The following is a 20,119-nucleotide window of genomic DNA, read 5'->3' on the forward strand; positions in this document are numbered from 1 at the left end:
ATGAGTTCTGCTGAAGCCGTTATACCGCTGGCAAAGCGCAGCCCGTTAGGCCGCTTTGCTGACGTACTTTATCGTCGCCCTAATCTGTATTTATTACTGCTGTTAGTGCCGCCGCTGCTGTGGTTCGGCTCGGTGTATATTGCCTCGCTGCTGAGTCTGTTATGGCAGGGCTTTTATACCTTTGATGATTTCACCATGCTGGTGGATGAGACGCTGACGCTGAGCAATTATGCCCAGCTGTTTGATGCAGCGAACTTCGACATTATTCTGCGCACCTTTCTGATGGCGGTTTCCGTCACTTTGTTCAGTGCGTTACTGGCCTTCCCAATTGCCTATTACATGGCGCGCTTCGCCACTGGCCGCACCAAAGCGTTTTTCTATATCGCTGTGATGTTGCCGATGTGGACCAGTTATATCGTTAAGGCCTACGCCTGGACGTTATTGCTGGCGAAAGAAGGCGTCAGCAGCTGGTTTATTAATCTGTTTGGTCTGGATAGTGTGCTGCAGTTTTTACTCAGTATTCCGGGCATTGGCGGAAATACTTTATCGACCTCTAATCTCGGCCGTTTTCTGGTGTTCACCTACATCTGGCTGCCATTTATGATTCTGCCGATTCAGGCCGCACTGGAACGTCTGCCACCTTCATTACTGCAGGCATCCGCGGATCTCAGCGGGACGCCGCTGAAAACCTTCCGTTATGTGATTTTCCCGTTAGCCGTGCCGGGCATTGCTGCCGGTTCGATTTTCACTTTCTCACTGACTCTGGGTGATTACATCGTACCGCAGTTAGTGGGACCTCCGGGCTTATTCCTCGGCACCATGGTGTATGTGCAGCAGGGCTCAATCGGCAATATGCCGATGGCGGCAGCCTTTACGCTGGTACCGATTGTGTTGATCGCCGTGTATCTCTCCATTGTAAAAAGACTGGGGGCATTCGATGCGCTCTGATACTTCTGGCACTAATTCTGGCAAAGAAAAAGCCTCAATCTGGTTAAAAATCGCGGCCTGGGGTGGGCTGGTATTCCTGCATTTTCCCATCGCGATTATTGCCCTGTATGCCTTTAACACGGAAGAGTCGGCGTTCAGCTTTCCGCCACCCGGATTAACAACCAAATGGTTTGCTGTGGCCTTTGGCCGGGCCGACGTGCTGGAGTCGATTGGCCTGTCATTGCAGATTGCCTGTGTTGCCACGCTGCTGGCGATGATTCTTGGCACCATGGCATCGGCGGCACTGTATCGACGTAATTTCTTCGGTAAAGAAAGCATTACCTTAATGCTGATTCTGCCTATTGCCTTACCCGGCATTATTACCGGCCTGGCATTATTAAGTGCGTTCAAAGCGCTGGATATTCACCCGGGCATTACCACCATTGTGATTGGTCATGCGACCTTCTGTGTGGTGATTGTGTACAACAACGTGGTGGCGCGCTTTCGCCGTATTTCCGGCAGCCTGATTGAAGCCTCCATGGATCTCGGTGCCGACGGTTGGCAGACCTTCCGCTATATCGTCCTGCCGAATTTAGGCACCGCTATGTTGGCCGGTGGCATGCTGGCGTTTGCCCTGTCATTTGATGAATTAATTGTGACCACGTTTACCGCCGGCCATGAAAAGCCGCTGCCGATCTGGCTGTTGAATCAGCTGACGCGGCCGCGAGATGTGCCGGTGACTAACGTGGTCGCCATGCTGGTGATGCTGGTCACCACCATTCCTGTTTTCCTGGCGTATCTGCTCACCAAGGGTGGGGAAGATGTAGCTGGTTCCGGTAAATAAAGAGAGAGGAAATACTCATGCTGAATAAAATGCTGATTAACGGCGAGCTGGTAAGCGGCGAAGGTACTGCCATTGATGTGTTTAACCCCTCGACTGGTGAAAAAATCTGTGACATTGCCGAGGCATCATCCGCCCAGGTGGATGCGGCTGTTGATGCGGCTGAAGCCGCCTTCGACAGCTGGAGCCTGACGTCTCCTGCTGAACGGGCCGGTTTATTACTGGCGCTGGCGGATAAAATTGAAGCCATGGGCGAAGAACTGGCGGAGCTGGAATCCCTCGACGTAGGTAAGCCATTTGAAGCGGCGCTGGGTGATGAAATTCCGGCCATCGCCGACGTTTACCGCTTTTTTGCCGGTGCCTGCCGTACCATGAACGGTTCTGCGGCAGCAGAATATCTGCCGGGCTTTACCTCTATGATCCGTCGCGATCCTGTGGGTGTGGTGGCGTCTATTGCGCCGTGGAACTATCCGCTGATGATGGCGGCCTGGAAACTCGCTCCGGCACTGGCTGCGGGTAATACCGTGGTACTCAAGCCTTCCGAAATTACTCCACTGACCACACTGAAATTCGCGGAAATATTAAAAGATATTTTCCCGGCTGGTGTAGTGAATATTGTCTTCGGCACCGGTGGTGAAGTGGGCGCGCCGCTGACGTCTAACCCGAAAGTGCGCATGGTGTCGCTGACCGGTTCGATTCCGACGGGGCAGAAGATTGTTGCCAGTGGTGCAGAAAGCATGAAGCGCACACACATGGAACTGGGTGGTAAAGCGCCGGTTGTGGTATTCGACGATGCCAATATTGATGAAGTCGTTGATAGTATCCGCGCCTTTGGTTTTTATAACGCTGGTCAGGACTGTACCGCAGCCTGCCGTATTTATGCGCAGAAAGGTATTTACGATGAGCTGGTGGCAAAACTGAGTGATGCCGTTGCCAGCATTAAAATCGGCACCCAGAAAGAAGAGGGTGTGGAAATGGGACCGCTGGTCTCCAAAGCCCAGCAACAGAAAGTCGCAGCTATGGTTGACCGTGCCCGTGAGCAGGCGCATATCACCATCGCGGCCGGCGGTAACATTCCGGATATGCCGGGATTCTTTTATGAACCAACCCTGATTGTTGGTGCTAAACAGGATGACGAAATCGTACAGAAAGAAGTGTTCGGACCTGTGGTGTCTGTGACCCTGTTTGAGACCGAAGAAGAAGGCCTTAAATGGGCCAACGATTCTGATTATGGCCTGGCATCCTCTGTATGGACAGCCGATACCGGACGCGCCATGCGTATGTCATCCCGTCTGCAGTATGGCTGCACCTGGGTCAATACGCACTTTATGCTCACCACTGAAATGCCTCATGGTGGTATGAAAATGTCTGGCTATGGCAAAGATATGTCCATGTATGGTCTGGAGGATTATACCGTCGTCCGTCATGTAATGATTAAACACTGAGGCGCGCAGTAAGATTACACGCCAAACAGATTCGTCATGTAATGATTAAACACTGAGGCGCGCAGTAAGATTACACGCTAAACAGATTCGTCATGTGATGATCAAGCATTGAGGTGCGCAGTAAGATTACACACCAAACGAGTCCGTCTGGCTCTGGCTGTGAATTAATCGCAGACAAAGCCAGAACAGCAACAGATCCATTCTTGCGTTAAACCGCAGTTTGCCAGCCCATTGGGCTGGCTTTTTTATGCCGCCATTTGCCCCACATCTGTAATTCCTTTAAAGTTCATAAACGATAACCTTATCAAGGATGAACTATGAAAAAACTGCTACTTATTCTGGCGACGATGGTGCTGACTTCATGTGCGACCAGCAGTGGCTTTAACCGGAATCAGTTGTGGGCTTCTTTAGATGAAAGCCCTCAGGTAGTTACCGACGCAGATATTCAGAAAGCTCTGGATGCGAAACCTCAGCTGCGCCCACCCTTCAGGCTGGCTGTATATACAGAGCTGAACTCCTGGCGGACCCATTGGGATGCAGCAGATAAAGCAGCATTTGCTTTACTTGCCGGACGTTTAAAGGCTGCTGGTATTGTCTCGGATGTCGTTTATCTGAACCCGACAATAGTAAGTGAGCATAAGCATGACAGCATACGTCTTGCTGCTGCCCGCACGGGAGCAGATGCCGTTATGATCGTCAACGGGACAGGAGCTGCAGACCGATACAATAATGCCTGGGGCGCCAGTTACTTTTTACTGATTACACCATTTTTTATTCCGGGGACTGTGGTCGATGGAATCTTTATGATGAGCGCATCCATGTGGGATGTAAGAAATGACTATCTGTATTTATCCGCCGAGGCAGAGGGGCAGGTATCTGAAACGGGTTCAGCATTTTTGCTCGACAGTAATACGGTGATTAACGAAGCGAAAACGAAAGCTGTTGAAGCTCTGGTTAAAGAAATTGAAAATCAGTTAAACCAGATGCAGTAAAGAAAAATACCGGGCAACGCCCGGTATTTTTTTAAATGCCAATACTTTTCGCAGGGCTATCAAAGCGCTATATAGGGCAGAACACTGATCGCTTCGGCGCTATTGTCGCCACTGTAATACGGAATGCAGCCATTAGTACGGAATAGCTTCTGTCATCCACACTTTACCGTTATAACCTGTCTTTGTTTACCAATTGGTAAGATTGATATGCTGGCTATCACTTCCGGAATAATAACTTCAGGAACAGTCAGCTGACCATCAGACAGCAGCAGGAATTCGCATGCTTAAAAAAGTGACCTGGGATATTGTGCCACAGCGCACTGCGCTGGTTATTGTTGATATGCAGAAAATCTTCTGTGAAGAGGACGGTGCTTTGTACGTTCCTTCCAGTCGCGGCATTATTCCGCAGATTAAAAAGCTGGCGGAGTTAATGCGCGCTAACACCATGCCGGTGGTTTATCTGCGTCATGTGGTACGCGGTGATGGTTCGGATACCGGTCGCTTCCGGGATCTGTACCCGGATGCCGATGCACAGTTTGCCCGCTCAAACCCGGCCATCGAGGTTATCGACGAGCTGCAGCCCCAGGCCGGTGATATCGTTGTGGATAAACTCTTTTACAGCGGCTTTCACAACACCGACCTGGATACCATCCTGCGCATGAAAGATATAGACACTGTGATTATTTGTGGCACAGTGACCAACGTTTGTTGTGAGACCACCATGCGCGACGGTGTACATCGTGAATACCGCATGATTGCGCTGAGCGATGCCAATGCCGCTATGCCTTACCCGGATATGGGGTTCGGTGCTGTGTCGGCTGAAGACGTGCAGCGCATTGCCCTGACGGCCATGGCCTATGAGTTTGGTGAAGTCACCACAACCGACAATCTGATGCAGCGTATTGCTGAGGCCGTTAAACAGTAAGCAGTCCCTGAATTGCCTCTGACTGGCTTGAGAAGAACGAACAGCTGTCCGTTTTCAGCGCTGATCTGTATTTATCTGGCACGTCCACACCGTAGTTGGTGTTCGTGCGTGTTTTTTCAGTGCGTTTATGACTGTTGCCGGAGTTCCTGCTCAGTACGTAATGAGCAGGAGTAATTAAGTGTTTGCCGGTATTCTGCTGTCTGTGATGGCGTCCTGTGTCTTTGGTGTGCTGTCTTACTACAGCGTGCTGTTACTGCCACTCAATGGCTTTGGCATTGTTGCCTGGCGCGTTGTGTTTACCACTGGCATGTTGTTGCTGGTGATGTCTCTTGGCCGTTTCTGGCCACTCTTTATTGCCCAGTTCCGCAGTCTTCTGCAGCAGAAGCATGGTTTGCTGATGGCCATTGGTGGAACCGCATTACTGTCGGTGCAGCTGGCATTGTTTGGCTGGGCGCCGATCAATGGTGAAGGCCAGGCGCTGGCCATGGGCTATTTTCTGTTGCCGTTAACTCTGGTGCTGACCGGGCGGGTGATCTACGGCGAGCGCTTAACGCCGATGCGCAGAGCTGCGGTGGCCTGCGCTTCTGTCGGTGTGCTTGCCGGGTTGGTGACTACCGGCGGTTTTTCGCTGGTGTCGCTGATCGTAATGCTCGGTTATCCGCCGTATTTCCTGTTGCGTAAACGCCTGCCGCTGAATGCGCTGAACGGCGTCTTCACGGAGAATCTGCTGCTGGTTCCAGTAGCTATTTTGATTCTTTTCTACCAGAGCTTTAACCCGGCCTTTTTTGCGCAACATCAGCAGGGAGCCTGGTTGCTGTTATGTGGACTGGGAATTGTCAGCGCCACGGCGTTGCTGTGTTACATGGGCGCCAGCCGCAAACTGCCGATGGTGCTGTTTGGTCTGCTGGGATATGTCGAGCCATTATTGCTGTTCGTGGTGGCGCTGCTGATCGGTGAAACCATGACGGTACAGCATCTGTGGACCTATATCCCCATCTGGCTGGCGGTACTGTGCCTGGTGGCAGAAGGTGTGCGTAAACTGCTGCGCCAGCAGCGCAGCGGCTGAGTTTTGCTGGAATGGAGGTCAGGCGTGAGCAGTTAACAGCGCCTGCATATCGTTTACCAGCAGTTCATTTACTTCATCACTGCTGAGTTCATCGAAGGAAATAAACTGGATAAAGCGTCCGTTCTGCAGCTGGAACAGGGCCTTGGCCAGGTGGTAAGCATCGGCTCCTGTGTTCACTTTGCCGCTGGACTGCAGTTTCTCGATAGGTGGCACCAATGCCATTGCGAGCTTGTGGTCGAGAGAAATATAACCCTTGCTGAAGCGTGATTCTGAATCACTGACAGATGACGCAATCACCTGACGCCACAGGCTTTTATCCAGGTGAGTCACGGCATGGCGGCGGATGACCCCGGCGAACAGCAGCAACAGGCTGGTCAGTGAATCCTGATCTGCGCTCAGGTCTTCATCAATTCTGCCTAGCAGCTCGCGGTCGCTTTCTGCTACCACGGCCATCAGTACGCCGGATTTGGTGCCGTAGTAGTTGTGCACAGTAACGCCTGAAAGGCCTGCTTCTTCGGCAATACCGTCGATGGTAGTGCCTTCGTAACCAGCTTCCATAAAGAGTTTGCGGGCGGCGGCAACAATGCTGCGCTTACGGTCTTCTTTTTGTTTCTCCCTCAGGCCTGCCAAGGCTGTTCTCCTGCGTCATCGGTTTCGTCGGATTGTCAGCCTACTCTATCCTAAACTTGTTCGAGATAAAAACTTTTACTTGAACTAAAGTTTTTGCCCGGGTTATGTTTATTACAGTGATTGAGCGACCAACATTGAGCTAGCAACTGAGCAGGGGAACGATGATGAGATTATTCAAGACCATGATGGCTGCCGCTGTATTGGCCGGCGGACTGTCTGCGGCAACGGCCAGCGCCAAAGAAACCGTGAACGTCGGTGTGTGCGTATCCTGGCCGGGTTATTCAATGATGAAACTGGCCAGCGAACAGAAACTGACCGGTGATTACGACCTGGAATTCACCATTTTTGAAGATCCTCTGGGCGGTCATTCTGCGCTGGCGGCCGGTCAGATCGATGTGTATGGCTGTACTGCAGACTACACGCCTTTGGTTGTCGACCGTGGCACCGATGTCGTGAACGTGGCGGACCTGAACCCATCCTATGGGGTTGACCATATTGTGATGGCTGCTGACACCAATCCTGAATCCATCAAGGGTAAGAAAGTTGCAGCGCCTCAGGCGTATATCGGCAACCTGCTGATGGGGTTATGGCTGGATGATAACGGCATTAAACCGGATGACGTTGAATGGGTGAACCTGAACGCAGATGAAGCCGTGGGACCAATGATTTCCGGCGATCTGGCGGCAGGTTACATGTATGAGCCATGGATCAGTAAAGTGCTGGAAGCTATGCCTGGTGCATCCAGTGTGGTGAATACCGAAGATGCAGACATGCTGAAAACCGGCATCTTTATGGATGCCCTGTACATGAACAAGAACTTCATTAAAAAAGACCGCAAGGCGGCATTGGCAGTGCTGAAAGCGCGTTGGGATGGCCTGGCTTACTGGCATGAAAATACTGAAGCTGCGAATAAGCAAATTGCCAAATTCCTGCAGTGGCCGGAAGAAGACATCGCCTATGTTGTGGGTACTAATGGTAAGTATTTGTCCGGCGGTATCTATCTGTTCGACTTTGATGAGTCTGCCCGTATGTGCGGCGTGCTCGACGGTGAACCTCCGTTCGGCATCGCCAATGGCGGTATGGCAGACGCACTGGCTCTGACCAATGACTGGTGGATCAAGTTGGGCGTGATGAAAAATAAAGTCGATGTCAGCAAAGGTATCGATTGTTCTCTGATGGGTGACCTGGTTAAGAGCGGTTACCGTCAGTCTCTGTCTGCCCGCTGAGCTCATTGCTCACGGCTGACAAACCCGGCGGAGCTGCCTGCTCCGCCAACACCGTAAACGGATGGTTTGTATGTCCGAAGTAACAAGTCAGAAGACAAAAGCGCCGTGTAAAAAGCGCTTTCTGGAAGTCCGTAAGCCAGTATCCCGCCGACAGAAAATTATTTCCGGCGTTGGTGTCTGGGCCGTATTTTTTGCTGTCTGGTATATATCTACCCACGCTGGCTGGGTAAATAAATTATTGGTTCCGGCACCGGATCAGGTGTTTGGCTGTTTGTATGAGCTGATCGCAGAGCGTGGTTTTATTACCGATATTGGTATATCCATTGCCCGTGTGATTGGTGCCTTCCTGATGGCCTGCGTGGTGGCAGTACCTCTGGGTATTCTTATGGGTACTTTTCCGGCCATCGAAGCTGTATTTGCTCCCTTTGTATCGGCATGGCGCTACCTGCCTGCGCCGTCGTTTATTCCGATTCTGCTGATGTGGTTTGGTACCGGGGAAGCTCCGAAACTGGCACTGCTGTTTATTGGTGTCATTTTCTTCCTGATTACTCTGGTAATGGACGCCACTAAAAACGTCCGCGCCGAATTGATTGAAACCGCTCTGACGTTAGGTGCTAACCGTCGCATCACTCTGTTTAATGTGGTGTTGCCAGCCGTACTGCCTGACGTAATGGTGGCCATGCGCCAGATGCTGGCGATGGCCTGGACTTATCTGGTGATTGCCGAGATCGTCGCGTCCACGACAGGTATTGGTGCCATGATGATGCGTGCCCGCCGCTTCCTGAATACGGATGAAATTCTGGCCGGTATTTTAGTGATCGGGGCACTTGGTCTGCTGTTTGATCTGTTGTTTGCACAGCTTCACCGCTGGCTGTTTCCTTACCTGCGGGAGAAGCGCTGATGTCTGATGCGTTATTAACACTGACGGATGTCAGTAAAGAATTTGAACTGGCTGGCGGCAATACTATTCGTGCTGTCGACCGGGTATCCCTGACCGTTGAAAATAATTCAGTGTGTGTGTTTCTCGGACCATCTGGCTGCGGTAAATCCACTATTCTGCGTATGATCGCCGGGCTGGAAGAGCCAACCTCCGGTGACATTATGCTGAAGCAGAATCTGGTGTTTGGTCCGGCGCGGGAGCGCGGCATGGTGTTTCAGGCTTACACCTCGTTTGATTGGCTGAGTGTGCGTAAAAACGTTGAGTTCGGTATGAAAATCAACGGGGTCGGTGCCCGTGAACGCAAAGAAAAAGCGGAGCATTTTATTAAGCTGGTGGGGCTGGAAAAATTCATTGATGCCTACCCAACGCAGTTGTCCGGAGGTATGCGTCAGCGCGTGGCCATCGCCCGCACTTTGGCCAACGGCCCTGAATTATTACTGATGGATGAGCCGTTTGGCGCGCTGGATGCTGAAACCCGCTGGCACATGCAGGAGCTGATGATTCAGATTGCCAATGAGGAAGACACCAGCATGGTGATCGTCACCCATGATCTGGAAGAAGCTATTTTCCTGGCCGATAAGATTATCTTTCTGTCGGCTCATCCGGGCCGCATAAAAGAAGTCATTATTCCGGAATTTAAAGCCGGGAAGCGGATTGCGGATAAAGAACATATTGTACAGCTGCCAGGTTACGCCGAGCTGGAACACAAACTGATGCGCCTGATGCGCGAAGAAGGTGAACGGGAATGAGCAAAAGTACAATGCGCACTGTCGTGATGTCGGAAATGACCTGGCCTGAATACGAACAGGCACTGAAAAACGATCCTGTCGTATTTATTCCCACCGGAGCCGTTGAACAGCATGGCCCGCATCTGCCGATGGGTGTGGACTACATGCTGCCGATGGCGATTGCCAAAGATGTGGCTGAAAACGTCGGTGGTATTGTCGCCGCGCCTGTGACTTACGGTTATAAATCCATGCCTCGTTCTGGTGGTGGACCATTTTTTCCAGGCAGCACTGGGGTGGACGGTCATACGCTTAGTATGGTGGTACGCGACATCATCCGTGAGCTGGTACGTCATGGGGTACGTCGTATTTGTGTGCTGGACGGTAATTACGAAAACCTTTGGTTTCTCAATGAAGGCATTGATCTGGCCATGCGTGAAGTTGGCGACAAAGGTGTACGTGTAATGTGTCTGCAGCACTGGGAATTTCTTACCGAAGAAACTCTGAACAGAATTTTTCCGGATGGGTATCCTGGAATTGAACTGGAACATGCCGCCGTGCTGGAAACGTCACTGATGCAGCATTACTACCCGGATACTGTGCTCAACGATTTACTGCCGGATAATAAACCGGCCGGTGCGCCTTGTTATGATGTTTGGCCGGCACGTCGGGAATGGGTTCCGGCAGAAGGTTCGCTGGTATCTGCAGCAGCTGCTACGGCAGAGAAGGGCGCCATTATGGCGGAGCAGTATCTGCAGGATATGAGTGCCGCCATTACCAAAGAATTTTACGGCAGTGACAGCTGAGGTCATGGATATGACGATTGCGTTTAACTTTACTGGCAAAAAAGTACTGGTCACCGGTGCCAGCAGCGGTATAGGGCTGGGTATCGCCAAAGCCTTTGCGGCTGCCGGTGCGGAGTTATTTATTCTGGCAGAAAACGCACAGATATTTGACGTTGCGAAGGAACTGCCTGGTAATGTGACTGCTCTGCAATGTGATATTTCCGATCGCGCAGCGGTAACAGAAGTACTGTCGGTTATTACCGAACTGGATGTACTGGTCAATAATGCTGGTCTGGAGCGGCCTACACCGCTTAACGGACCAACACCTCAGATTGACGATACCTTCGATAAAATTCTTTCAGTGAATATTTCCGGTACCAGTCATGTTACCCGGACGCTACTGAATGCCCTGAATGATGGCAGTAAAGTGATTCTGACATCGTCCATCTGGGGAAAAACATCGGTCGCAGAATTTTCTGCTTACGCCGCCAGCAAGCACGCCATGATCGGCCTGACCCGTACCTGGGCGCAGGAACTCGGACCACGCAATATCTGTGTGAATGCGGTATGTCCGGGCTGGATTAAAACCGAATCGGCCATGGCATCCTTAAAAAATATGTCAGAAACCAGTGGGCGCAGCGAAGCAGATATTGAAGCAGAAATCAGTGCAACTCAGGCGATTACTGGTCTGATGCTCCCGGATGATATTGCCGGACTGTATTTATTCCTCGCCAGTTCAGCCGCCAATAATATTACCGGGCAGGCAATCAATATCGACCGTGGTGAGGTTATGGCATGAGCGGACATCCTGATAAACCCCTGAAGGGAAAAGTCGCGCTGGTGACCGGTGCGTCCAAAGGTATCGGTCGTGCCATGGCGCTGGCACTGGCCGAACAGGGCGCCAAAATTGCTATCTGCCATCATGCGGATGCAGCAAATGCAGCAGCAACGCTGGAGTTACTGCAGCAGAAAACGCAGGCACTGGCTGCCGATATTGATGTGTCGGTGGAATTTCAGGTCAGTGTTTTTTTTGATCAGGTAGAAGCCGTATTAGGAACGCCGGACATTATCATCAGTAATGCCGGCATCATTCATGAAGCACCACTGATTGAAACCCGCGTGGAAGACTTTGATCGTGTTGTTGGCGTGAATCTGCGTGGGTGTTTTCTGGTTAACCGCGAGGCAGTGCGGCGTTTAAAAAGACAGAATATTCATCAGGGACGGATTATTAATGTCGCCTCTGACCTCGGCTATCTCGGGCGTGAGGACATGGTGTCTTACTGCGCCTCGAAAGGCGGCGTGATGAGTCTGACCCGCACGCTGGCGCGCGAGCTGGCACCAGGCATATTGGTAAATGCGATTGCTCCGGGGCCGATTGATACCGATATGACCAGTATTGAACATATGAGCGAAGACGCGCTGGCCAAGGATTTAAATTCACCACTGGCGCGCTTTGGCAGTGTGGATGATATCGCTGCCATGGCGGTTTTTCTTGCAGGGCCTCAGGCCGGGTTTATTACCGGTCAGTGTTTTGGTGTTAACGGCGGCAGCGTAATGCCCTGAATTCTGATTTTCGATTTATCGGCGTTGTGACTGCAGCGCTTTCTGATACGCCGGGCAGGTCCTCTGCCGGGCACTCTGTTTCGCGGAGAAGCAAGATGAGTAAAGATCCAAAAATCCAGCCGCGTTATACCGGCATTCCAACTTTTATGCGTACACCGTTTACCACTGATCTCAGTGAGATTGATATTGCTTTGATTGGTGTACCGTTTGATGGCGGCGTGACTAATCGTACCGGTACCCGACACGGGCCGCGTGAAGTACGAAACCAGTCCAGCCTGATGCGTACCATTAATCAGGCAACCGGTATTGCACCGTTCGATATTGCCCGCGTCGGGGATATTGGTGATGCCTTCCCGGAAAACCCGTTTGAGTTAATCGGTGCGCACAAATCCATTGAGGCTTTCTTTGAGCCGGTAAAAGCTGCAGGTGTACTGCCGCTGTCTGCCGGTGGCGATCACTCCATTACCTTGCCGATTCTGCGTGCGATGGCGAAAGATGGCCCGGTGGCGCTGGTACATTTTGATGCCCACTGCGACACCGGAGACGATTACCTGGGCTCCAAATTTCATCATGGCTCACCGTTTAAAATTGCCGCCGAAGAAGGTTTGATTGATCCAAAGAAAACCATTCAGATCGGCATTCGTGGCGGTATTACTGATCGTGATCAGTGGAAGTTCAGCTATGACAGCGGCATGCGTGTGATCCATATCGAAGAGTTCTATGAGATGGGGGTCGACGCAGTGATCGAAGAAATTCATAAAGTAGTTGGCGACAGCCCGGTTTATGTGACCTTTGATGTCGATGGTCTGGACCCAGTTTATGCTCCGGGTACCGGTACGCCTGAGGTTGGCGGCTTTACCAGTTTTGAAGCGCAGAAAATGCTGCGCTCTCTGGTCGATCTGAACATCATTGGTGGGGATGTGGTGGAAGTATCACCACCGTTTGACCCAAGTGGTGTCACTGCTCTGGTGGGAGCAACCATGATGTTTGAGATTTTGTGTGTGATGAGCGAATCACTGCGTCGTCGCAAACAGGGATAATTCCCCTGAGCCAGCTGTTGTGTGATTTTCGTTCTGTATCAGCAAAACGCCAGCGGCTGGCTTTCCCATTCTTCGCTGTCCCTGACCTTTCCCGACAGGGACATCAGACAGTGCGGACAATCCGGTCAAACGCCTGCAGGGATTCTGGGAATCCTTTAATATTCCTGTAGTGAATTTTTTATTTCTGACGCGAATATCCATCTGACTTATGGGTCTATTCGTCTCTGTTTCCGGAGTTGCCGCTATGTTCGCCGGCGTTATCCTGGCGGTGTCCGCCTGCATGTTGTTTGGTCTTCTCAGTTATTACAGCACTCTGCTGCCACCCATGGATGCTTATGCAATCTGGAGCTGGCGGGTGCTGGCCACTGTGCTGGTGGTGGCGGTGGCCATCACCATTCAGCGCAGCTGGGGACTGTTTATGCAGGAATGCAAAGCCCTGATTAAAGTGCCGGCACATCTGGCAGCGGCTGTATTTGCCGGGTTGATGATGGGCTTTCAGCTCGGGCTGTTTGGCTGGGCACCGTTGCATGGTGTCAGTCAGGATGTGGCCATGGGTTATTTTCTGATGCCGCTGGTGATGGTGCTGGCCGGACGTTTTCTGTTTAAGGAAAAGCTCAGTACCGTGCGTACCTTAGCCGTTGTCTGTGCTGTGCTTGGTGTCAGTGCCGAGCTGATCCGCAGCGGTGGATTCTCGTGGGTATCGCTGGTAATTATGATCGGCATGCCGCTGTATTTTATCGTTAAAGATAAGCTGGCGACGTCGCCATTATCGATGCTGATGGTTGAGCAGATTGTGGTGTTCCCCATCGCTATGGCTATTCTGATTTCTCAGAACTGGACGCCGGAATACTTTGCGCTGGAAGGCGGCAAAGCCTGGCTGATGATTCTGGGGCTGGGTCTGATCAGTGGCTGTTCGTTACTGTTTTATATCGCTGCCAGTAAAAAGCTGCCTTATGCCTTATTCGGCATGCTGGGTTATGTCGAGCCGCTGCTGATTTTTGTGGTATCGCTGGTGCTGGGTGAAGCTTTCACGGTACAGGATCTGTGGACCTATATTCCGATCTGGCTAGCGATCATTTTTCTGGTGTTTGATGGCTGGCTGCATCTGCGCAGGGGCCGTCAGGATGCTCTTGCGGCAGAACCGGGCTGAGCATTTACCGCAGTGGCATCACGGCATAAAGCCTGACGTCATGGTATCGCAAAGTGGCAATAAAACAGCGCTGCGGCTAATTTTCAGGCTTTGCAGAGATTGTCCTGATAAAGCCATTTAAGGCTTATAACTCACGGTTTTTGCCGGTTTTTCCTCCTGTTTAACCCCGCCTGATACGATAAACTCAGGCCTGTTAATTTATTTCAGCAGGCTTTTGTTATGGCAACCCAACTCTTTATTAACGGCCAGTTCGTTTCTCCGCTGCAGGGTAAAACCCTGGATGTCATTGATCCGGCCACAGAGCAGGTTTTTGAGCAGATTGCGGCAGCGACAGCGGAAGATGTTGACCTGGCCGTCAAAGCTGCCCGTACCTCGTTTGATGCCGGAGTATGGCGTAATAAAACGGCCGCAGAGCGCGGGGTGGTTCTGCGTAAAATAGAACAGCTGATTAACGACAGCCTGGATGACATTGCTGCGCTGGAAGTGAAGGATAATGGTAAACCTTTCCCGGAAGCTCAGTGGGATGTCGCTGACGCGGCCTTCTGTTTTGGTTACTACGCCGAGCTGGCGGAACAGATGGAAGCCAGTCCGGAAGAATTCATTGATGTTGGTGATGAGCGATTCACCTCGAAAGTGGTGAAAGATCCGCTCGGTGTGGTCGGCGCCATTGTGCCGTGGAATTTCCCGCTGTTAATGGCGGTGTGGAAAGTGGCACCGGCGCTGGCCGCCGGCTGCAGTATTGTGCTTAAGCCGTCTGAACTCTGTTCCCTGTCCTGCGTTGAGCTGGCGAAGATTATTCAGCAGGCCGGCGTGCCGGACGGTGTATTTAACCTGATCACCGGATTGGGCACAGAAGCGGGCGCTCCGATTTCTGAGCACCCTATGGTGGATAAGCTGGCCTTTACCGGTTCTGTGCCGACCGGTGCGCGCATTATGGCGGCCGCGGCGCAGGATGTTCGCACCGTCAGTCTGGAACTGGGCGGTAAATCGCCATTTATTATCTTCGATGACTGCGATATTGAAAAAGCAGTTGAGTGGATTATGTTCGGTATTTTCTGGAATCAGGGACAGGTGTGTTCAGCAACATCACGTGTACTGGTACATGAAGAAATCTTTGAATCCCTGATGGTGCGCCTGTGCATTGAAGCGGAAAAAATCACCATAGGCCCGGGCATGGAAGAGGGCGTGTTGCTTGGTCCGCTGGTGTCGGAAGGGCAGTACAAAAAAGTCTGCGGGTTTATTGAAGACGCCAAAACCTCAGGTATTGAACCTGTGTTTGGGGGTGAGCGCCCGCAGGGGCTGGATAGCGGTTACTATCTGCAGCCAACCATTTTTGCCGATGTACCAACGGATTCCCGCGTCTGGCGTGAAGAGATTTTTGGCCCGGTGGTATGTGTGAATAAATTCTCGACTGAAGAAGAAGCTCTGCGTCTGGCGAATGACAGCGAGTTTGGTCTCGGCGGTGCGGTGATGTCTGATGACCTTGAACGCTGTGACCGCGTGGCCAAAGGTCTGCGCTCGGGCATTATCTGGGTAAACTGCTCACAGCCAACCTTTACTCAGGCACCCTGGGGCGGCTATAAAAAATCCGGTATCGGTCGTGAGTTAGGTCGTTGGGGCATCGAAAACTATTTCGAAACCAAGCAGATTACCGCCTTCAGCAAAGACGAAAAATGGGGCTGGTATATTAAATAGTGCCTGTGGCGTTATGGCCGGCCGGTACAGATCAGGCATCCTTTATCAGGATGCCTTTCTTTTGCGTTCCAGCCGGTAATTAAATTTTTAGCATCAGCTGATAAGCAGCACAGTCCCCTGCAACACCAGCCAGCCAAAAATCCCGGCCAATACGTCGTCAATCATAATGCCAAAGCCGCCGTGTACTTTGGCATCGAGCCATTTAATCGGCCAGGGTTTGAGGATGTCGAAGAAGCGGAACAGGACAAAGCCGTACAGTAACCAGCCGAGATCCGCCAGCAAGCCGCCGCCCATGGGCAGCCACACCAGGGTAATCCACACGCCGATCCATTCATCCCAGACGATACCGCCGTGGTCGTGTACACCGAGATCACGTGAGGTGATTTCACACAGTACAACGCCAAGGGCGAAGCCGGCGATAAGGATGCCGAGGTAGGGAAGGGTCGGTACGCCCTGCAATAAAAACCACCAGAACGGCAGCGCGGCGATGGTGCCGAAGGTACCCGGTGCTTTGCGTGCGGTGCCGGAGCCCAGACCAAAGGCCAGCAGGTGAACCGGGTTTTTCAGATTGAGGTTTTGCAGGTCCGGGCGTTTGTTTGTCGGGGAGTGTTCAGAAGTCACAGGGCAGGTCCGCAGCAGATTATGCTGCGGATGATAGCAGCCTGCCGGGATCAATTTCCATGACGGTGACTTTGCCGTCGCCGCTGCGGATATCCTTCAGCCAGCGTTTGGCAAAATCCGGCAGGTAGTCGGTCTGTTTATCTTCCTGCTCGCCTTTGCATTCGAATACTTCGCCGACGTCGTCGACTTTCAGGCCGATGACCTGATTGTCTTTCACCTGCAACATGATGACGGTTGGCCGCACGGTCATGCCGATAACTTCCCGCGCTTCATTAAACAGGCTGAGCAGTTTTGTCAGGGTCGAGCCTTCGTGCTCTGTCAGTATCTCCAGCGCTTCGTCGTGCTTACCCTGCTCTGACATTTCCAGCAGCTCACTGGCAAGAGCGTGCAGACGGCGGTGCGGTTCATCGAAACGGCTCATGATATGGCCGAGCTGAGGGTCGTCGGTGTGGAATGTTTTGTACCACTGGCCGAAAGCGCACAGGTCCGGATTGCGTTGCTTCTCAAAGGGTACGTCTTTTTCCAGTGAGTTACGCAGCGCGGCGATCCAGTCACGGTGATCCTGTTCGCGGTCTTTCATTAACTGAATCAGATCGCGGCTGCGGGTGCGCTCTGATGGCTGATTGAGCAGACGCGCCAGCGACAGAATGGCACAGGCCTGGCCATCGTAATCGACCATATCGTACTGGCGGCTGTTGCCGGTGGAGACGTTGGTAGGCGTCAGCGCCGTTTCGGCGGCAATAAAGCGTACGCATTCAATGGGCACGGCGAAGTACTGTTTATGATGGCGGAAACTCAGGTATTCCATAGCAGCTCAATCCGGTTTGCAGATGTGATGTCAGTATAGATGAGCTGAGCGACTGCGCCGGAAAACGCGCAGGAAAAGTGCCGGGTAAGGCGTGATGGCCGCGAGTTTACAGGCAGTCCAGCGGGTCTATATCCAGATTCCAGCGCACTTTGCGCAGCGTCTTTTCGTTTTCCAGATAGCGCGTGATGACATAGGCCAGGCGGTGCAGCGCACGCCGTTCCCCGGCGTAGAATTGCAGCTGGAAGCGGAAGCGGCCATTGCGCCGTTCCATAATCGCCGGGAAGGGCCCGAGCAGATTGACCGGCGATACTTTTTGTCCGGCGTGTTGGCTCTGCAGCCACTGCTGAGCATAGGCGCGGGCATTCTGTAACAGCTGCTGCGCCAGATGGCGTTCTTCGCATTCGGCGCGTAACAGCGCCATATGGCTGAAAGGGGGCAGCTGTTGCTGCTGGCGTTCCTGAAGCAATGACAGCGCCAGTGCATGGTAACCACTGTCGAGCAGCAGGTTGAGCTGTGGATGATCGGCATACAGGGTCTGAATCCAGACTTCGCCCGGGGCTTCTGCCCGCCCGGCGCGGCCAGCCACCTGACAGATCAGCTGGGCGCTGTGTTCCATGCCACGGAAATCGGAGCTGAACAGCCCGGCGTCAGCATCAAGAATCACCACCATGGTCACATCCGGAAAATGATGCCCTTTGGCCAGCATCTGTGTGCCGACAAGTATGCAGGGGCCGCCGTCGTGAATATCGTCGTAGAGTTCGTCAAAGGCGGCTTTGGTGCGCACGGTATCGCGGTCGACACGGCGCACCGGGAAATCCGGAAACAGGCTCTGCAGTTCGTCCTGAATTTTCTCTGTGCCCTGACCTATGCCTTCTACCTGCTCACTGCCGCAGCTTGGGCAGATAGCCGGAATACCCTGCTGGAAGTCACAGTGATGGCAGTGCAGATGAGGGGGATAGTGATGCAGCGTCAGGCGTGAATCACAGTGGCGGCACTCGGCCATCCAGCCGCAGTCGCGACAGGCCAGCAGTGGGGCGAAGCCACGGCGGTTAATAAACACCAGTACCTGCTTGTGGTTGTGCAGGTGCTCATACATTTTGTTCAGCACCGGCTGGGCAAAACCTGCGGTGAGTGGCTGGTGCAGAATGCTGTGCAGTTTCATGCCCGGCGCTCTGGCGTTACCGGCGCGTTGCGTCAGCTTCACATGCAGATATTTACCCGACAGGGCATTGTTCAGGGTTTCCAGTGATGGCGTGGCGGAGCCCAGCACCACAGGCACTCCAGCGCGCTGGGCCCGCACCAGAGCAAAATCCCGGGCGGAATAGCGCAGACCATCCTGCTGTTTAAATGAGCCGTCGTGTTCTTCATCGAGAATAATCAGACCCAGATCCGGCATGGGTGTAAACGCGGCGGAGCGGGTGCCGATCAGAATACGTGCGCCGCCCTCGCGGCACTGGCGCCAGCCCTGCAGGCGTTCTCGATCATTGAGGCCGGAATGCAGCAGCGCGACAGGCACATCAAAGCGCGCCTGAAAGCGTCGTACCGTCTGCGGTGTCAGGCCGATTTCCGGTACCAGCACCAGTGCCTGTTTGCCCTGTTCCAGTACGCTTTCTATAAGACGCAGATACACTTCGGTTTTGCCCGAGCCGGTGACGCCTTCCAGCAGCACCGGGCAGAACTGATTCGCTTTGGCGGCAATGGCTTTCAGCGCATCCTGCTGCTGGGCATTTAAGGTGTGGGATTCCTGCAGTTCGGTGACAACCGTGGGGAGAGGCAGCTTCTGTTGTTCGCGGATCAGTCCGGCATCAGCCAGTGAGCGCAGCTGCGCCAGGGTAAAACCCAGGCCGGTCAGCTCGCTGTGTGGCCATTCGTCCTGTTCTTCATCAAACAGTCGCCACAGCGCCTGTTGTTTGCTGCCGCGTAGTTTTGGCTCCGGGTGATAGTCATTTTTTATCCACACCCGCTCATCGGCTTCGGCCAGATCACAGCCGCGGCGCAACATGGTGGGAATCATATGCTCCAGCACTTCACCCATGCTGTGGTGATAGTAGTCGGCCAGCCAGCGGCACAGCGACAGACTCTCTTCGTTGATCAGAGGTTCGTCGTCCAGGCGCTCTAATAAGGGTTTCAGCTTGTTGTGCGGAACTTCTGTCTCGGAGCGGCACTCCAAGACGATGCCAGTGAGCAGCTGACGGCCAAATTCGACGCGTACACGTTGGCCGGGGCGGTAATGTTCACGGGTCTCGCCGTCCAGCGGCAGATAGTCAAATGTGCGGCGCAGAGGCAATGGAAGGGCTATGTCGACGACAAAAAAAGGCATTAAAAAAGCTTGCTGCTGGGGTCGGCTCTGGTATTATGCGCGTCCTTATTGCCTATGCAAGAGCGATTTTTCGTGGAGCAGGGCGTTTTTAACCCGGTAGCGCGGTACCTGAGGAGGTTCCCCAGGCAGCGGCGCGAAGACTGAGAGGTGTCCAATGAAAGAAGGTATTCACCCAGAATATGCTGAGCTGGTAGCAACCTGTTCCTGCGGCAACGTAATCAACACTAAATCCACTAAGCCAGGCACTATGTACCTGGACGTGTGCTCCGCTTGCCACCCGTTCTACACTGGTAAGCAGAAAGTTGTTGATACCGGTGGTCGTATCGATCGCTTCAACAAGCGTTTCGGCAGCTTCAAGAAGTAAGCTCAGCCCGAATGCTGAAAAACCCGCCAAGAGCGCAATGCTGTTCACTTAAGCGG

General features: G+C 52.8%; 20 protein-coding genes. 16 read left to right on the forward strand and 4 right to left on the reverse strand.

Annotated elements, in window-relative coordinates:
• The 6 genes from B2Z72_RS15750 (at window position 1) to rarD (B2Z72_RS15775) (ending at window position 6,196) form a co-directional block, all read left to right on the forward strand.
• Window positions 1–948: an ABC transporter permease gene (locus B2Z72_RS15750; RefSeq protein WP_296982423.1), complete on the forward strand. Its 948-nt coding sequence runs from the start codon at window positions 1–3 to the stop codon at window positions 946–948.
• A complete protein-coding gene (locus B2Z72_RS15755; protein ID WP_296982425.1) occupies window positions 938–1,771 on the forward strand; it encodes an ABC transporter permease in 834 nt (277 codons plus the stop codon). The genes B2Z72_RS15750 and B2Z72_RS15755 overlap by 11 nt, the downstream gene beginning before the upstream one ends.
• A 17-nt stretch (window positions 1,772–1,788) precedes the next feature.
• A complete protein-coding gene (locus B2Z72_RS15760) occupies window positions 1,789–3,213 on the forward strand; it encodes a gamma-aminobutyraldehyde dehydrogenase (protein WP_296982427.1) in 1,425 nt (474 codons plus the stop codon).
• Window positions 3,214–3,530: 317 nt separating this feature from the next.
• Window positions 3,531–4,205: a hypothetical protein gene (locus tag B2Z72_RS15765; RefSeq protein ID WP_296982430.1), complete on the forward strand. Its 675-nt coding sequence runs from the start codon at window positions 3,531–3,533 to the stop codon at window positions 4,203–4,205.
• Between the two features lie 280 nt (window positions 4,206–4,485).
• On the forward strand, window positions 4,486–5,130 hold the full coding sequence (locus B2Z72_RS15770; protein ID WP_296982432.1) for a cysteine hydrolase family protein: 645 nt from the start codon (window positions 4,486–4,488) through the stop codon (window positions 5,128–5,130).
• Window positions 5,131–5,308: 178 nt separating this feature from the next.
• Window positions 5,309–6,196, forward strand: a complete 888-nt coding sequence (gene rarD, locus B2Z72_RS15775; RefSeq protein ID WP_296982434.1) for an EamA family transporter RarD — start codon at window positions 5,309–5,311, stop codon at window positions 6,194–6,196.
• 18 nt (window positions 6,197–6,214) lie between these two features.
• Here rarD (B2Z72_RS15775) and B2Z72_RS15780 read toward each other — a convergent pair whose 3' ends face one another.
• Window positions 6,215–6,826 (reverse strand): TetR/AcrR family transcriptional regulator, encoded by a 612-nt coding sequence (locus B2Z72_RS15780; protein WP_296982436.1) that lies wholly within the window; start codon window positions 6,824–6,826, stop codon window positions 6,215–6,217.
• 164 nt (window positions 6,827–6,990) lie between these two features.
• On the opposite strand from B2Z72_RS15780, the gene B2Z72_RS15785 reads away from it, so the two are divergent.
• The 9 genes from B2Z72_RS15785 (at window position 6,991) to B2Z72_RS15825 (ending at window position 15,950) form a co-directional block, all read left to right on the forward strand.
• A complete protein-coding gene (locus B2Z72_RS15785; RefSeq protein ID WP_296982437.1) occupies window positions 6,991–8,052 on the forward strand; it encodes an ABC transporter substrate-binding protein in 1,062 nt (353 codons plus the stop codon).
• 70 nt (window positions 8,053–8,122) lie between these two features.
• The gene (locus tag B2Z72_RS15790) at window positions 8,123–8,953 is read left to right on the forward strand and encodes an ABC transporter permease (RefSeq protein WP_296982439.1); all 831 of its coding nucleotides are present in this window, start codon (window positions 8,123–8,125) and stop codon (window positions 8,951–8,953) included.
• Entirely contained in the window at window positions 8,953–9,741 is a 789-nt protein-coding gene (locus B2Z72_RS15795; protein ID WP_296982441.1) for an ABC transporter ATP-binding protein, read from the forward strand. Before B2Z72_RS15790 ends, B2Z72_RS15795 begins: the two co-directional genes overlap by 1 nt.
• The gene (locus tag B2Z72_RS15800; RefSeq protein ID WP_296982444.1) at window positions 9,738–10,523 is read left to right on the forward strand and encodes a creatininase; all 786 of its coding nucleotides are present in this window, start codon (window positions 9,738–9,740) and stop codon (window positions 10,521–10,523) included. The genes B2Z72_RS15795 and B2Z72_RS15800 overlap by 4 nt, the downstream gene beginning before the upstream one ends.
• 10 nt (window positions 10,524–10,533) lie before the next feature.
• Window positions 10,534–11,301: an SDR family NAD(P)-dependent oxidoreductase gene (locus tag B2Z72_RS15805; protein WP_296982446.1), complete on the forward strand. Its 768-nt coding sequence runs from the start codon at window positions 10,534–10,536 to the stop codon at window positions 11,299–11,301.
• Window positions 11,298–12,065: an SDR family NAD(P)-dependent oxidoreductase gene (locus B2Z72_RS15810; protein ID WP_296982448.1), complete on the forward strand. Its 768-nt coding sequence runs from the start codon at window positions 11,298–11,300 to the stop codon at window positions 12,063–12,065. Before B2Z72_RS15805 ends, B2Z72_RS15810 begins: the two co-directional genes overlap by 4 nt.
• Window positions 12,066–12,160: 95 nt before the next feature.
• On the forward strand, window positions 12,161–13,105 hold the full coding sequence (gene speB / locus B2Z72_RS15815) for an agmatinase (protein WP_296982449.1): 945 nt from the start codon (window positions 12,161–12,163) through the stop codon (window positions 13,103–13,105).
• Between the two features lie 244 nt (window positions 13,106–13,349).
• A complete protein-coding gene (gene rarD, locus B2Z72_RS15820) occupies window positions 13,350–14,255 on the forward strand; it encodes an EamA family transporter RarD (protein ID WP_296982450.1) in 906 nt (301 codons plus the stop codon).
• A gap of 219 nt (window positions 14,256–14,474) precedes the next feature.
• Window positions 14,475–15,950 (forward strand): aldehyde dehydrogenase family protein, encoded by a 1,476-nt coding sequence (locus B2Z72_RS15825; RefSeq protein WP_296982452.1) that lies wholly within the window; start codon window positions 14,475–14,477, stop codon window positions 15,948–15,950.
• Between the two features lie 93 nt (window positions 15,951–16,043).
• Here B2Z72_RS15825 and B2Z72_RS15830 read toward each other — a convergent pair whose 3' ends face one another.
• The 3 genes from B2Z72_RS15830 to B2Z72_RS15840 all read right to left on the reverse strand — a co-directional run bounded on the left by B2Z72_RS15830 (window position 16,044) and on the right by B2Z72_RS15840 (window position 19,699).
• The gene (locus tag B2Z72_RS15830; protein WP_414716360.1) at window positions 16,044–16,571 is read right to left on the reverse strand and encodes a phosphatidylglycerophosphatase A family protein; all 528 of its coding nucleotides are present in this window, start codon (window positions 16,569–16,571) and stop codon (window positions 16,044–16,046) included.
• Between the two features lie 19 nt (window positions 16,572–16,590).
• Window positions 16,591–17,379 (reverse strand): CZB domain-containing protein, encoded by a 789-nt coding sequence (locus B2Z72_RS15835; RefSeq protein ID WP_296982455.1) that lies wholly within the window; start codon window positions 17,377–17,379, stop codon window positions 16,591–16,593.
• A gap of 106 nt (window positions 17,380–17,485) precedes the next feature.
• On the reverse strand, window positions 17,486–19,699 hold the full coding sequence (locus B2Z72_RS15840; RefSeq protein ID WP_296982456.1) for a primosomal protein N': 2,214 nt from the start codon (window positions 19,697–19,699) through the stop codon (window positions 17,486–17,488).
• Between the two features lie 154 nt (window positions 19,700–19,853).
• Between B2Z72_RS15840 and rpmE the strand changes: the two genes are divergently transcribed.
• Entirely contained in the window at window positions 19,854–20,063 is a 210-nt protein-coding gene (gene rpmE, locus B2Z72_RS15845; protein WP_296982458.1) for a 50S ribosomal protein L31, read from the forward strand.
• Window positions 20,064–20,119 lie beyond the last annotated feature (56 nt).

Source organism: Thalassolituus sp. UBA6592, assembly GCF_002433655.1.
Lineage (GTDB): Bacteria > Pseudomonadota > Gammaproteobacteria > Pseudomonadales > Oceanobacteraceae > Venatoribacter.

Excerpts from the sequence above, each read along its gene's own strand:
- B2Z72_RS15750 (WP_296982423.1), top strand. The coding sequence starts at position 1 with ATGAGTTCTGCTGAAGCCGTTATACCGCTGGCAAAGCGCAGCCCGTTA.
- B2Z72_RS15755 (WP_296982425.1), top strand. The coding sequence starts at position 938 with ATGCGCTCTGATACTTCTGGCACTAATTCTGGCAAAGAAAAAGCCTCA.
- B2Z72_RS15760 (WP_296982427.1), top strand. The coding sequence starts at position 1,789 with ATGCTGAATAAAATGCTGATTAACGGCGAGCTGGTAAGCGGCGAAGGT.
- B2Z72_RS15765 (WP_296982430.1), top strand. The coding sequence starts at position 3,531 with ATGAAAAAACTGCTACTTATTCTGGCGACGATGGTGCTGACTTCATGT.
- B2Z72_RS15770 (WP_296982432.1), top strand. The coding sequence starts at position 4,486 with ATGCTTAAAAAAGTGACCTGGGATATTGTGCCACAGCGCACTGCGCTG.
- B2Z72_RS15785 (WP_296982437.1), top strand. The coding sequence starts at position 6,991 with ATGAGATTATTCAAGACCATGATGGCTGCCGCTGTATTGGCCGGCGGA.
- B2Z72_RS15790 (WP_296982439.1), top strand. The coding sequence starts at position 8,123 with ATGTCCGAAGTAACAAGTCAGAAGACAAAAGCGCCGTGTAAAAAGCGC.
- B2Z72_RS15795 (WP_296982441.1), top strand. The coding sequence starts at position 8,953 with ATGTCTGATGCGTTATTAACACTGACGGATGTCAGTAAAGAATTTGAA.
- B2Z72_RS15800 (WP_296982444.1), top strand. The coding sequence starts at position 9,738 with ATGAGCAAAAGTACAATGCGCACTGTCGTGATGTCGGAAATGACCTGG.
- B2Z72_RS15805 (WP_296982446.1), top strand. The coding sequence starts at position 10,534 with ATGACGATTGCGTTTAACTTTACTGGCAAAAAAGTACTGGTCACCGGT.
- B2Z72_RS15810 (WP_296982448.1), top strand. The coding sequence starts at position 11,298 with ATGAGCGGACATCCTGATAAACCCCTGAAGGGAAAAGTCGCGCTGGTG.
- speB (WP_296982449.1), top strand. The coding sequence starts at position 12,161 with ATGAGTAAAGATCCAAAAATCCAGCCGCGTTATACCGGCATTCCAACT.
- rarD (WP_296982450.1), top strand. The coding sequence starts at position 13,350 with ATGTTCGCCGGCGTTATCCTGGCGGTGTCCGCCTGCATGTTGTTTGGT.
- B2Z72_RS15825 (WP_296982452.1), top strand. The coding sequence starts at position 14,475 with ATGGCAACCCAACTCTTTATTAACGGCCAGTTCGTTTCTCCGCTGCAG.
- B2Z72_RS15835 (WP_296982455.1), bottom strand. The coding sequence starts at position 17,379 with ATGGAATACCTGAGTTTCCGCCATCATAAACAGTACTTCGCCGTGCCC.
- B2Z72_RS15840 (WP_296982456.1), bottom strand. The coding sequence starts at position 19,699 with ATGCCTTTTTTTGTCGTCGACATAGCCCTTCCATTGCCTCTGCGCCGC.
- rpmE (WP_296982458.1), top strand. The coding sequence starts at position 19,854 with ATGAAAGAAGGTATTCACCCAGAATATGCTGAGCTGGTAGCAACCTGT.